The following is a 13052-nucleotide window of genomic DNA, read 5'->3' on the forward strand; positions in this document are numbered from 1 at the left end:
TTGAACCTAATTGTTGGCGTTACCTAAGCCCTAAAATTGATAAGTGTTCTTCTGGAAAAAATCAATTAAAGGTTAAAGCCGCGCTCTGCGAGCCTTCAAGTCTTCCAACCATTACCCCCTTTGGCCACGATTTCGAAAGTCTAAGGCGTCCCCAAGAACGTGAAGGCAGCAACCACATAGCCTTCCACACTCGACTTAACAGAGGCCTCTGGCTCAATCCGAAACAAAGGCGAGTGGTGGGGCGGGGCTTGGCTCATGTCATCGGTGATGCTGCCGCCCACATTGAAGAACACGCTTTTGATCCCGCCCCATTCCGGCGCGCCATAATAAGCGAAATCTTCTGCCCCCATCCCTGAGCGGGGAATCTTGGACATGCGATCGGCCCCAAAAGCTGTTTCCAAACTGTTGCGCAGTTTGGTGGCAGTGTCTGGATCATTCAGATTGGGCGGGGCTTTTTCTGCTAGATTGGTCACAATGGGCATGCGGTCTTCCGGCACACCATAGGTGCGCGCGACCCCATCAGAAATGCGCTTGATCCCGTCGAGCAGTTTTGCCCGCACTTCCGGCGTATCGGCCCGCACGGTCAGTTCCAAGCGCGCTTCTTCTGGGATGATGTTGCGCTTTGAGCCGGCATGCACAACACCCACCGTCACAATGCCAGGCTCTAAGGGCGAGATGTTGCGGCTTACCAACGTCTGCAACGCCATCACAAGGTTTGAGGCCACAACAACCGGATCAACGGTCTGTTGGGGCGAAGCGCCATGGCCGCCGACCCCACGCACGATAATATTGACGCCGTCAGAACTGGAATTGGCCACCCGGTTTTCCACCTTAAATTTGCCGCGCTCAAGGCCGCTGGCAATATGGAGCCCAAGCGCGATGTCTGGCTTTGGGAAACGCGTATAGAGGCCATCTTGTAGCATGGCCAAAGCCCCACCCAAACGCTCTTCAGCGGGTTGGAAGACCAGAACAATCGTGCCGCGCCATTGGCTCTTACGCGCCATTAATTGCCGTGCTGCCCCGATCAAAGCGGCGACATGCACATCATGGCCACAGGCATGCATGACGGGCATCTCAACCCCGTCTGCGTCGACTTGGCGCACTTTGGATTCATAGGGCAGGCCATTGCGTTCAAGGATAGGCAGGCCGTCCATATCGGCGCGCAGCATGATGGTTGGGCCGGAACCATTGCGGATCACGCCTACAATTCCGGTGCCCCCGACTTTCTCGGTGATCTCAATACCGCCAATGGCGCGAAGCTCGCGCGCGACCACGCCTGCGGTGCGAGTCTCGCGGAAAGAAAGCTCTGGATTGGCATGCAAATCTTCCCACAAGGCTTTGAGCGAGCTTGAATAATCAGCAGCCACACTGGCGCTTAGTTCCTGAATTTTCAGCGTTTGCACGGGCGAAGAAGCTTTGGGTGCGGCAGCGCCCAAAATCATCAGGGCGGCAATCGTGGCTAAAGTGGTTGTTCGTTTCATAAGCATCGCTCCAAGTGCAGCCCATCAATCACAGTTTCGTGAAGCTACGGACCTCCGCCCCACTTGTCTATCCAAAAGTGAAGCCTACCTGTCGGCTAAGATTGACGTAGCCGCCTAAAGCCATGATGGAAGCAGGCCACTTGCACAGGAAGCGCATCATGAAACTGGGTCGTCTTAATCACGTCGGCATTGCCGTTCCGTCTATCGCTGCTGCCTTAGAGAATTATAAGGCGCTTTATGGGGTCACTGACGCCGATATCACGCCCATACGCGATATGCCCGAGCAGGGGGTCAAAGTGGCTTTTGTTGATATTCCCAATAGCCAGCTGGAATTGATTGAGCCCTTGGGTGAGGCCTCCCCCATCCATAAGTTCCTTGAAAAGAACCCCAATGGTGGCCAGCATCATGTATGCTTTGAAGTTCCCGAGATTTATGCCGCCCGCGATGCCATGAAGGCCAAGGGGGCCACAATTTTGGGCGAACCACGCATCGGGGCTCACGGCACTTTGATTATCTTCGTGCACCCAAAGAATTCTAATGGCGTTCTGATCGAACTTATGGAAACGCCGAAAGGGGCCCACTAGATGGATTGGTTTACGGGGATCGCAATTTTCCTCACCATGTGGTGGGTCATTCTCTTTTGTGTCCTGCCGATTGGCGTGCGCAGCCAGGAAGAAAGCGGGGAAGTGGTTGCGGGCACAGACCCCGGTGCCCCCGTTATTGCCAATATTAAGCAGAAGCTCGTGTGGACGACGGCCATCACGTCCATCGTGTGGACAGCCTTCGCCCTGCTTTTGATGTCGGGATGGGTCTCTTTGGAGCATCCGCTCGGCCGTTTGATGGGGTGAGGGGGCTTTATTGCCCGCATAATCCGGTCAATTTCGCTTGTAAGCCCAAAACGAGAGCAGGGTTTGCCCCACATTTAGCCGCAACATGGGCAATGGCATGTTTTTTTGGCAATTGGGCAGCCGCCATGTTGCACCTGCGAGGCGGAAGGGCGATTGTGCACTTGCGAGACGGGCCTGTCGCCCCCTCGTAAATGCCTGATGGCGTTTCCTCCCAGAACCTTTGCGCCGCGCCTGACTCGTTCAAGCGCGGCCTTTTTTCATTTGGGGTGGGCAGTGTTGAAAGATGAAGCGCGTGAACCACCAGCTGCGCATCGTTACGCACGCCCCTCTTCCCCTTTGGCGACGAGGAGAGAGCGCTCGATGAAATCGAAACACTTAGACGCGCATTGGCACCCATTCTGGTCCACCAACCCGCTGTCTCAATCGCACTCCTCCTCGATCATCAATTTTGGGGAAACGCCGCTGGCAACACGAGCCAAATAGATGTGCTGGACAGAGATCGAGATTACCTTAAGATGTGCCTAGGGTATTGAGCATAAAAGGGGTTTTGGATGCGATCGCGCTTTCATGAAGCCAAAGGACGGACACGAACTGCTTCGGTCGGCGTAATCGTCACGGCTCTGCTTTTGAGCTCATGCTCTGGCGTTGATTTTTCCAGTGTCGGGTTGGGGCCAGCCAGTGAAACAGCGCTTCCAGAAACGGACTATGCGCGTTCTATGGATCCTTTTAGGACTGCACAGGAAGTTTGTGGTCTGAGTGCGCTCAATTTTTCAGGGCCAAACCCTGAAATCTTTGCTGGTGCCCAGCTTACGGTTCAATGGGAGACCGCGCGGCAATTGACGGGCTATTGCCGATTGCTAGGGCCCATTCCTGGTGGGACGTTAGATGTTGAGTTCCAAGGGACGCCAAGTGTTTTAACCGGCATGCGTGTTCAGGCGGGTAGTATTCGTTTTGCCCAGAAGTATGACTTGGTGGACTTGTTTGTTGCAGGTCAAACGAAGCTCGAACCTGGCAATTTTAGCTATTCGCCATCGGCGCTTATCTGGGCAAGTCTTGGTGGGCTGATGAGGCAACTTCATCCCATGCCAAAACAGGCCGCGGCTGCCTTTTTCCGAAAGGCTTGTAAGGCACCCTATCTGATTGGCGCAGACAAAAAGGACCCGACACTCACTATCGGGATCAAGCAATCCGAAGTGCTGGCCGTTGTCCGTGCCGATCAAATGCCCGAGCTTAACTCTGCGCCACCAAAGGGCCCCCAAAGCTTCCCAGCAACCGATTTTGTCGAGCATGATTTTTCAGACGGAAAATTTGGCGGCACGATTGGCTTTAAGGGTATGGCCTATTATAGCGCCTTCCTCAGCGAGGTTGGTCAGCCACCCAAGCTCGCTAGCATTGCATCAAAAACACATTGGCGCAGCGGCCCGGCTTTATGTCCTGTTGATGGGCCCAGCTTTACCCCAGCGCCGGCTGGTTCAGACGCCGAAAAAGTTCTTCAGATGGCGCGTGAACAGTATCGCGCGATTGTGCGCCCAACAGACGATAAATGGGTGGGCTCAAGTGTTATCAACGGGATTCAGGACGATAAAGGTAATCCGGTTTATTTTTGTTCCTCAACCAATCTCAATGACCAAACTCGCCCGGATTATTGGAAGTTATCTTGGGGCACGACCGAGCAAAACAATAGCTTTGACGTTGATTTCTTCAATGATGCACTGCTGGACAAAGACCAAAAAGTCATTGGTTTTTCGACCATTGCGCGCATTCGGGGAAGCCGATCGTACGAGTCCATTAGCTGCAACACAAAGATTTTTGATTGAGAGGATGAATATTGCTGCCCAATTTGAAGCCACGCTTCCCGACTTGACCCAGGGGAGCCCGCATCCCGCTGAATGGAACCACTTAGGCGGGCTTTGATGATCTCCACCAAACACCACCCGCAGCGCTGGCTAATTGCCTCCGCGCGCGGCACAGACTATGGCAGAGCATCTAAAAGAAGGTGATCGCCATGCGCATGTCGCGCTATTTCCTGCCCGTTACAAAAGAAACCCCAGCCAATGCTGAAATCGTGTCGCACAAGCTGATGCTGCGCACCGGCATGATCAAGCAACATTCTGCCGGTATCTATTCTTGGCTGCCTTTGGGCTTGAAAGTTTTGCAAAAGATCGAAGCCATTGTGCGCGAGGAACAAAACCGTTCTGGCGCGCTGGAAGTCTTGATGCCAACCATGCAAGGCGCTGATTTGTGGCGCGAAAGCGGCCGCTATGACGCTTATGGTGCTGAAATGCTGCGCATCACCGATCGCCATGAGCGCGACCTTTTGTTTGGACCCACGGCCGAAGAAGTCGTGACCGATATTTTCCGCAACCATGTGCGGTCCTACAAGGAATTGCCGCTCAATCTCTATAATATCCAATGGAAGTTCCGCGATGAAGTGCGCCCACGCTTTGGCGTGATGCGCGGCCGCGAATTCTTGATGAAAGATGCCTATAGCTTTGATTTGGATGAAGCCGGCGCACGCGACGCCTATAACAAAATGTTCCTGGCCTATCTCAAGACGTTCCAGCGTTTGGGCCTGCAAGCTGTGCCCATGCGCGCCGATACCGGCCCGATTGGCGGGGATTTGAGCCATGAGTTTTTGGTGCTGGCCCCCACAGGCGAAAGTGGCGTGTTTTATGATGCCATTTATGACGAGACTGATTGGGCCGGCATGGATATCAGCTTTGATAACAATGACGCGGCCCGCGCTAAACGCGCAGAAACTGTCTCTCGCATTGTGAAGGCCTATGCCGCAACCGATGAAATCCATGACGAGGCCCGCTTTGAGAGCGAAGTGCCAGCAGACCGCCGCCGCACCGGCCGCGGCATTGAAGTGGGCCATATCTTCTTCTTCGGTACCAAATATTCTGCCCCGATGAATGCCAAAGTCTCTGGCCCGGACGGGAAAGATGTTTTGGTGCAAATGGGCTCTTACGGCATTGGCGTCTCGCGATTGGTTGGTGCCATTATTGAGGCGAGCCATGATGACAATGGCATTATTTGGCCAGATGCGGTGGCCCCATTTGATGTCGGCGTGATTAGCCTGCGTCCGGGTGATGAGGCAGTTGATACGGCGTGCGAGCAGGCCTATCAAACGCTGTTGAAGGCGGGCCTTGACCCACTCTATGACGACAGCCAAGACCGACCCGGGGCAAAGTTCGCCACCATGGATTTGATCGGCGTGCCTACCCAATTGATTGTGGGGCCAAAGGGCCTTGCCAATGGTGTGGTTGAGGTTAAGGATCGCAAGACTGGCACCAAAGAAGAAGTATCTTTGGAAAGCGCCCTCGCGCGTTTGACCGCTAAGGCATCGGCATGAAAGCTGGCAGCGCGGGGCCATTTGGCATGTGGGAGCGCACGCTAGCCGCACGCTATCTGCGGGCTCGGCGTGAGGATGGCGGGGTCGCTTTGATCTCGCTCATCAGCTTTATCGGCATTTTTCTGGCTGTGGCTGTTCTTATCATCGTGATGAGCGTGATGAATGGCTTTCGGGCAGAATTATTGGGCCGCATTTTAGGGGTCAATGGGCATGTCTTTATTGACGTGCGCAATATGCCAATCCCAGAAGCGCGCGCCATCGTTGCCAAAGCCAAAACGCTACCCGGTGTGGTAGATGTCATGCCTAAAATCGATGGCCAAGTGATGGCCGTCGGCCAAGGCGGCACCCTAGCGCGCGGGGCGATGGTCACGGGCCTTGCGGCGTCCGACCTCGCCAAGCTTAAGATTGTTTCGGGCAATCTGGTCGGCGGCAATCTCAATAATTGGGGCAAGGGTGACTATGGCGGCGACGAGATCGCCATGGGCTCTCGCTTGGCCGAAGCCTTGGGCGTCTTGCCGGGGGATTCGGTACAATTGATTTCCCCACAAGGGGCCTCAACCCCGTTTGGCACCACCCCGCGGGTGAAGGATTACACCGTCTCGGCCATATTCGACATCGGCATGAGCGAATATGATGCCACCTTCATCTATATGCCGATCGAACAAGCCCAGCTCTTTTTCTCGAAAGAAACCTCTTGGGACACGATTGAGTTGCGGATTCAGGACCCAGACAAGGCTGATCTTCTGACGCAGGAAGTTGCGAAATTCAGCCAAAACCGCTTTGTGACTGACTGGCGTCAGCAATCGGAAAGCCTTGTCTCGGCCCTGCAGATTGAGCGGAATGTGATGCGCTTAATCCTGATGCTGATCGTTGCCATAGCCGCGATGAACATCATTTCTGGCCTTGTTATGCTGGTTAAGAATAAGGGTCGCGATATCGCCATTCTGCGCACCATGGGGGCCTCGCGTGCCTCGATCATGCGGGTATTCATGATGTCAGGGGCCAGTGTGGGCATTCTCGCCACCCTCGCCGGGGCCATTGGCGGCACCTTGTTTTGCCTCAACATTGGCACCATCCAAAAAGTGGTGGAGTTTGTGTTTGGCCCCGTCTTCAATGCCGACATCTATTTCCTAAGCCAAATCCCCGCCAAGGTGGAATGGCATGAGGTGATTACAACAGCGGTGTTTGCAGCCGTTGCCAGCATTGTCGCCACGCTGCCACCTTCATGGCGCGCCTCCAAGCTCGATCCGGTGGAGGCGCTTCGCTATGAGTAGCCCGGTTCTGCGCCTTACTGATTTACGCCGCGTCTATCAGACCCGCGCGGGCGAGCTTGAAGTTCTCAAAGGCGTCAATCTGACCATTATGCCCGGCGAGATTGTAGCCTTGATCGGCCCTTCTGGCTCGGGCAAATCCTCGTTGCTTCATGCCGCTGGCCTATTAGAAGCCGCCCAAGGCGGCACGGTCGAGCTTGCGGGCATTGATGCGACACGCTTGCCCGACGCCGCACGCACCGCGCTGCGCCGCACCGCGCTGGGCTTTGTCTATCAATTCCACCATTTGCTGCCAGAGTTTAGCGCGGTTGATAATGTCGCCTTGCCACAATGGATTGCCGGCATTGGCCAAGCAGAAGCGCGCACACGGGCAGAGCAACTTCTCGATATGATGGGGCTGGCTGACCGAAAAATGCACCAACCGGGCCAACTCTCCGGCGGTGAGCAACAGCGCGTGGCCATCGCGCGCGCCCTTGCCAATCAACCCGCACTTTTGATCGCCGATGAGCCCACCGGCAATCTAGACCCTGCCACTTCGAGCTTTGTGTTTGATACCTTCCGCAAAGCAACGCGGGAGGAGGGGACGTCCGCTCTGGTTGCCACCCACAATCTTGAGTTAGCGCGGCAAATGGACCGCGTATTCCGCATTGAAGGCGGCCGCCTGGTACAAGACTAAATCGGCTTTCTTGATGTTCCATGTTTCTGCAAAAAACCTCTTGCCATGAGAACAAAACAAGAATAGAACGAAGGCAGAACAAACGAGGTGAAACATGGCCCAACTTCAAGACGCAGCCGCTTTCGCAGCAATTCTCGCTTTCACCCTCATGGCTTGGGGTTGGGGCGCTGTCATCGGCTGAGGATGGCTTTGAGATTTCTGTCGGCGAGGGCTGACAGAGGCCGGTGAGTCCTGTCAGACTAAGCCCCTTACTGGTGGTGATTCAGTCGACGGATTCAGGTGGCCCTATGGCGGATGATACTTTCTCTAGCGGCGACTTCTCTGGCCAAGGTCAGGGTGTGGGTGAAGTCGCTGGGGCGGTTGGTTCACAATCTGTTGGGTTGGGTCCTGGTGGAGGTGAACCTAGTGGTGCCGAATTTGTTGGCGCCGGACCAAGTGGTTCCAAGCATGCGGTAAGGCCCACTCTGGCAGGCCCCGGTTTTGTGCATTTGCGGGTGCGCTCTGCCTATTCGCTGCTGGATGGCGCGATGACGGTTAAGAAGCTTGCGGGCTATGCGGCTAAGGCAGGATGCGTCGCCGTCGGCATCTCAGACCCAAACTTGTTTGGTGCGCTCGAATTTTCAGAAGCTTTGGCGGAAAAAGGCATTCAGCCCATCATGGGCTTAACTCTGGCTGTTTCCTTCTTGAGTCAAAAGCCTGGGGTCGCAGCAGGACCAGATGGCTGTTTGGCTCTGATTGCCCAGAATGAGAAGGGCTGGGCCAATCTAATGGCGCTTTCCAGCGTCGCCTTCCTGGAGGCACCAGCAGGCAGTCTGCCCCATGTCAGCCTAAACCACGTTCTGGAGCATAGTGAAGGCGTGATCTGCCTCACCGGGGGGCGGGAAGGGTTGTTGAACCGCGCTCTTGCCGCCAATCTGAAGACAGAGGCCGACATCTTGGTGCGGCACTTGGCCAAGGCTTTTCCCAATCGCCTTTATGTCGAGCTGCAACGCCACGGCTTGGCCGATGAAGCCCAGGTTGAGCCGCTTCTGATTGATTTGGCCTATCAAGCTCATTTGCCGCTGGTGGCCACCAATGATGTGCGCTTTGACAGCCCCGAGCGCCATCGCGCGCAAGACATTTTGATGTGTATTGGCCAGGCTACCCGTGTGGCTGATGACAAGCGAGAGCGTGTCTCGCCCAATCATTATTTCAGAAGCGAAGCCGAAATGGTCGCCCTGTTTGCCGACTTGCCCGAGGCTTTGGCCAATAGTGTGGATATTGCCCGGCGTTGTGCCATCCGCCCTCTGATGCGCGCACCCATCCTGCCGCGCTTTACGACAGCTGAAGGGCGCGATGAGCCCGAAGAATTGGCCACCCAAGCGCGCCAAGGCTTGCAAGCGCGCCTGTTAAAGCGCCCGCCTGTTGTCGCCCGCGAAATCTATGAGCAGCGGCTGGAACACGAAATCAATGTGATCAACCGCATGGGGTTTGCGGGCTACTTCCTGATCGTTGCCGATTTCATCAAATGGTCGAAGGAAAACAATATCCCAGTCGGCCCCGGTCGGGGCTCCGGCGCTGGCTCTCTGGTTGCTTATTCGCTGACCATTACTGACCTTGATCCCCTCGCTTTTGGCTTGTTGTTTGAGCGCTTCTTGAACCCTGAACGCGTCTCCATGCCCGACTTCGATATCGATTTCTGTCAGGAAAAGCGCGATCAAGTTATTGATTATGTGCAGAAGAAATATGGCGCAGATCGGGTTGCCCAAATCATCACTTTCGGCACCTTGCAGGCCCGCGCCGCCTTGCGCGATGTGGGTCGCGTTTTGGATATGTCTTACGGCCAAGTTGACCGTCTAGCCAAAATGGTGCCGAATAATCCCGCCGCACCCGTGACCTTGGCGCAAGCCATTAAGGATGAACCCCGTTTGCAAGAAGAGCGGTCGCGCGATGGGGATGTGCGTACGCTTCTGGATGCCGCGATTGAGCTTGAGGGCCTTTACCGCAACGCCTCGACCCATGCGGCTGGTGTGGTGATTGGTGATCGGCCCCTGCATGAACTGGTACCGCTTTATAAGGACCCGCGTTCCAGCCTGCCTGCCACCCAATTCAATATGAAATGGGTGGAGCCTGCAGGCCTTGTCAAGTTCGACTTCTTGGGCCTCAAAACCCTTACCGTGATTCAGCGCGCCTTAGACTTTTTGAAGGCACGCGGCATAGTGGTTGATCTCGACACCTTGCCGTTTGATGATCCCAAAACCTACGAGCTTTTGGCCTCCGGCAAGACCATGGGCGTGTTCCAGTTGGAAAGCCAAGGCATGCGCGACACGTTGCGCAAAATGCGGGCCGATACGCTTGATGACATCATCGCTTTGATCTCTCTTTATCGCCCCGGACCGATGAAGAATATTGAGACCTATTGCGACGTGAAATTTGGCCGCAAAGAAGCTGATTATCTGCATGAAAGCTTGGTTTCGGTCCTCAAAGAAACCCAAGGCGTCATCATCTATCAGGAACAGGTGATGCAAATCGCCCAAATCCTGTCGGGCTATTCCTTGGGCGAAGCAGACCTTTTGCGTCGCGCCATGGGCAAAAAGAAGCCCGAAGAAATGGCTAAGCAAAAAGACCGCTTTGTCAGTGGGGCGACCGAGCGTGGTGTGGATGCAGACCTTGCCGACCGCATCTTTGAATTGGTGAGTGAATTTGCGGGCTACGGCTTCAACAAGTCCCACGCCGCCGCTTATGCCGTTATCGCGTACCAAACCGCGTATCTCAAGGCCAATCATCCGGTTGAGTTCATGGCTGCGTCCATGTCGCTTGATATTGATGACACCGACAAATTGGGTGCCTTCATGCAAGAAGCAAAAAGCATGAAGATCAAAGTGTTGTCGCCCGATCTTAACTATTCAGGGGCGGATTTTACCGTCCAAGACGATGCCATTCGCTATGCTTTGGGGGGCATCAAGTCTGTGGGCGTCGCGGCGATGGCGCAGCTGGTGGAAATCCGTGAGGCAGGCGGCAAATTTAAGTCCCTGCATGATTTGGCTGAGCGGGTGGACCCGCGCGTTCTGGGGCGCCGCACATGGGAGACTCTGGCCAAAGCAGGGGCCTTTGACTCAATTGAGCCCAATCGCGCTTTGGTTTTTGCCTCATCTGATCAATTGGTTGCCCATGCCAATGCGGCCGCTTCCGACCGGCAAAGCGCGCAGACAAGCCTCTTTGGTGATGCGGCGCCGCCTCCGCGGGCACCTTTGCCCCATGTTAAACCGTGGTCGGCGCAGGAGCGTCTCGATCATGAGTTTGCCGCCCTCGGCCTTTTCCTATCCGGCCATCCGCTTGACGATTTGATTGAAGCGCTGCGCCGCCGCCAAACCGTCTTTTTCTCAGAGATTCAGTCTAAAATGCAGGGATCTGACGCGATCTTCCGCATGGCGGGTGTGGTCCGGGCCCGCAAAGAGCGGCCAGCGCGGGATGGCGGCAAATTTGCTTGGGTGACCTTGAGTGATCCGACGGGTGAGTTTGAAGTCATGATCATGCCTGAGACCCTGAATGAAGCGCGCGATTATCTCGAGCCCGGCACATCGGTCAGTTTCCGAGCGAAGGCGCGCCTGCGGGATGGCGATTTGAAGCTGTCGGCAGAAAAGATTGAGTTGTTGGACCAGACCGACATGTCGGGCTGTGCCGGGATTAAAGTCTTCTTGGCGCGTGGCGCACCCATCGAAGAACTTGCCCGTGTGACCGAAACCTTGCGCGGTGCTACCTCTTCCAGCTTTGGTGAATTGCGCGTCGTGGTTGAACTCGCCGATGGCCGCGAAGTCGAAATCCAAGCCCCCGGCCGCTTCCCCATCGACGTCGCAGCAAGGCGGGCCTTGAAAAGCGCGTCTGGCGTGGATTTGGTGGCGGAGTTTTAGGGGGGGGTCCATAGCAACATGACTTGGCGCAGCTCAAGGCGTGGCACCGCCTGATTGGAAGGTGGCCGACAATTGTCTTTGCACAAGGTGGTGGCCTTGAGCTGTAATCGGCTTTGTCGACACGTGAAGCGCGCTTCGTGCCACCCCGTCTTGTGCGCCCGGACACGCGCTCAACCTGTGCTTAGTTACAGTCCGCGAAAAAGGCCGTCGACGTTGACATGGCAAAGGCCAAAACCACCGCAAAGCCCCAGCCCTGCGTTGCCTCGTGGGAAGCGACTGCAGCCCGCTTAAACTCACTGCTTGTGCAGAGGCTCAATCCGCCTTCAGGGCGGCGAGTTCGTTGCCGCTGGGATCGCGGAAGTGGAATCGGCGGCCACCTGGAAAAGCAAAAACCGGTTTGGTAATCACGCCGCCCGCCCGCATCACCGCTTCAAGACACGCGTCTAGATCATCAACGGCGATGACGGGTAGCGGTGCAGTCGTGGCCTCGCTCAAGTCGCCCTGTAGGCCAATGTCCACATCGCCAGTTGTTGTGCACGAATAGCTGGGGCCATAGTCGGCGAGGGCAAAGCCAAAAGCCTCACCATAGAAGGCGCGCGTTGCCGGCAGCTCGGCGGCGGGAAGCTCAATATAACTGATCCGAGACATGATTTGAGCACTCCCAACGGGTTAGATTTTTCTGGGAGTGCACCCGCGCGTGGCCACCCGTTGCACGACCCGTCACGCGCGACGCAAATCCGCGATTAATAACGCCGATATAGCCCTGCCAGTACGCCTTGGACCTTGACGCGATCTGGCCCGAAAATGCGGGTTTCATAGCGGGGGTTGGCGGCTTCTAGAGCGATGGACTGTCCGCGGCGGCGCAAGCGCTTCAAAGTGGCTTCTTCGTCATCGACAAGCGCAACCACAATATCGCCAGATTGGGCATCATCGGTGCGGCGGATGATGACGAAATCGCCCTCCAAAATCCCCGCATCAATCATGGAATCGCCTTTGACTTCCAAAGCGAAGTGCAGGGCAGGGTCCAATTGGTCTGGGGCAGAAATCCGGTCAATCTCATGCTGGATGGCGGCAATGGGCACACCTGCTGCAATGCGACCCAAGACAGCAATGTCATTGGCGGCTGACGGTGGCGCAGCGGGAATGGCGGGCGCAGGCTTTGAACCCACAACCAGCGGCGTAAAGGGTTGACGACCTTTGGGCGGGGCCGAGGTGGTGGAACTATCAGGTAGTTTCAATACTTCCAAAGCCCGGGCGCGATGGGCAAGGCGGCGCAGAAAGCCGCGCTCTTCCAAAGCGGTGATCAGGCGGTGAATGCCCGACTTTGATGCCAAATCCAGTGCATCCTTCATTTCGTCAAACGAGGGCGAAACACCGGTTGCTTTGAGACGCTCATGAATAAAAAGCAAAAGCTCTCGTTGTTTGGACGTCAGCATCAACTCCCCCTATCTGAGGGCCGCGCCCACGCGCTTAGCCCCTATCAAATCCGATGGCACCGTGAACGATGCACGAACAAAGTAGCGATGTTCTA

10 protein-coding genes are annotated in these 13052 nt (G+C 55.8%); 7 read left to right on the plus strand and 3 right to left on the minus strand.

Going from position 1 to position 13052, the window contains the following annotated elements:
* Window positions 1-140 precede the first annotated feature (140 nt).
* A complete protein-coding gene (locus tag B7364_RS14150; RefSeq protein ID WP_085340686.1) occupies window positions 141-1481 on the minus strand; it encodes an amidohydrolase in 1341 nt (446 codons plus the stop codon).
* A gap of 158 nt (window positions 1482-1639) precedes the next feature.
* On the opposite strand from B7364_RS14150, the gene mce reads away from it, so the two are divergent.
* The 7 genes from mce to dnaE all read left to right on the plus strand — a co-directional run bounded on the left by mce (window position 1640) and on the right by dnaE (window position 11521).
* A complete protein-coding gene (gene mce / locus B7364_RS14155; protein WP_085340722.1) occupies window positions 1640-2065 on the plus strand; it encodes a methylmalonyl-CoA epimerase in 426 nt (141 codons plus the stop codon).
* Window positions 2066-2329: a DUF1467 family protein gene (locus B7364_RS14160; protein WP_085340687.1), complete on the plus strand. Its 264-nt coding sequence runs from the start codon at window positions 2066-2068 to the stop codon at window positions 2327-2329. It begins immediately after the preceding gene.
* 551 nt (window positions 2330-2880) lie between these two features.
* The gene (locus tag B7364_RS14165) at window positions 2881-4146 is read left to right on the plus strand and encodes a hypothetical protein (RefSeq protein WP_085340688.1); all 1266 of its coding nucleotides are present in this window, start codon (window positions 2881-2883) and stop codon (window positions 4144-4146) included.
* Between the two features lie 188 nt (window positions 4147-4334).
* Window positions 4335-5684, plus strand: coding sequence for a proline--tRNA ligase (gene proS, locus B7364_RS14170; RefSeq protein WP_085340689.1), 1350 nt, complete (start codon window positions 4335-4337; stop codon window positions 5682-5684).
* Window positions 5681-6958 carry a lipoprotein-releasing ABC transporter permease subunit gene (locus B7364_RS14175; protein ID WP_085340690.1) on the plus strand — a complete coding sequence of 426 codons (1278 nt, stop codon included), beginning with the start codon at window positions 5681-5683 and terminating at the stop codon, window positions 6956-6958. Before proS ends, B7364_RS14175 begins: the two co-directional genes overlap by 4 nt.
* Window positions 6951-7631, plus strand: a complete 681-nt coding sequence (locus B7364_RS14180; protein ID WP_085340691.1) for an ABC transporter ATP-binding protein — start codon at window positions 6951-6953, stop codon at window positions 7629-7631. Before B7364_RS14175 ends, B7364_RS14180 begins: the two co-directional genes overlap by 8 nt.
* A gap of 287 nt (window positions 7632-7918) precedes the next feature.
* Entirely contained in the window at window positions 7919-11521 is a 3603-nt protein-coding gene (gene dnaE / locus B7364_RS14185; RefSeq protein WP_085340692.1) for a DNA polymerase III subunit alpha, read from the plus strand.
* 312 nt (window positions 11522-11833) lie between these two features.
* On the opposite strand, the gene B7364_RS14190 is transcribed toward dnaE, so the two are convergent.
* A complete protein-coding gene (locus B7364_RS14190) occupies window positions 11834-12169 on the minus strand; it encodes a VOC family protein (protein ID WP_085340693.1) in 336 nt (111 codons plus the stop codon).
* 95 nt (window positions 12170-12264) lie between these two features.
* Complete coding sequence (gene lexA, locus B7364_RS14195; RefSeq protein ID WP_085340694.1) at window positions 12265-12957, minus strand: transcriptional repressor LexA; 693 nt, start codon at window positions 12955-12957, stop codon at window positions 12265-12267.
* Window positions 12958-13052 lie beyond the last annotated feature (95 nt).

The organism is Aquidulcibacter paucihalophilus, assembly GCF_002105465.1.
Lineage (GTDB): Bacteria > Pseudomonadota > Alphaproteobacteria > Caulobacterales > Aquidulcibacteraceae > Aquidulcibacter > Aquidulcibacter paucihalophilus.

Excerpts from the sequence above, each read along its gene's own strand:
- B7364_RS14150 (WP_085340686.1), bottom strand. The coding sequence starts at position 1,481 with ATGAAACGAACAACCACTTTAGCCACGATTGCCGCCCTGATGATTTTG.
- mce (WP_085340722.1), top strand. The coding sequence starts at position 1,640 with ATGAAACTGGGTCGTCTTAATCACGTCGGCATTGCCGTTCCGTCTATC.
- B7364_RS14160 (WP_085340687.1), top strand. The coding sequence starts at position 2,066 with ATGGATTGGTTTACGGGGATCGCAATTTTCCTCACCATGTGGTGGGTC.
- B7364_RS14165 (WP_085340688.1), top strand. The coding sequence starts at position 2,881 with ATGCGATCGCGCTTTCATGAAGCCAAAGGACGGACACGAACTGCTTCG.
- proS (WP_085340689.1), top strand. The coding sequence starts at position 4,335 with ATGCGCATGTCGCGCTATTTCCTGCCCGTTACAAAAGAAACCCCAGCC.
- B7364_RS14175 (WP_085340690.1), top strand. The coding sequence starts at position 5,681 with ATGAAAGCTGGCAGCGCGGGGCCATTTGGCATGTGGGAGCGCACGCTA.
- B7364_RS14180 (WP_085340691.1), top strand. The coding sequence starts at position 6,951 with ATGAGTAGCCCGGTTCTGCGCCTTACTGATTTACGCCGCGTCTATCAG.
- dnaE (WP_085340692.1), top strand. The coding sequence starts at position 7,919 with ATGGCGGATGATACTTTCTCTAGCGGCGACTTCTCTGGCCAAGGTCAG.
- B7364_RS14190 (WP_085340693.1), bottom strand. The coding sequence starts at position 12,169 with ATGTCTCGGATCAGTTATATTGAGCTTCCCGCCGCCGAGCTGCCGGCA.
- lexA (WP_085340694.1), bottom strand. The coding sequence starts at position 12,957 with ATGCTGACGTCCAAACAACGAGAGCTTTTGCTTTTTATTCATGAGCGT.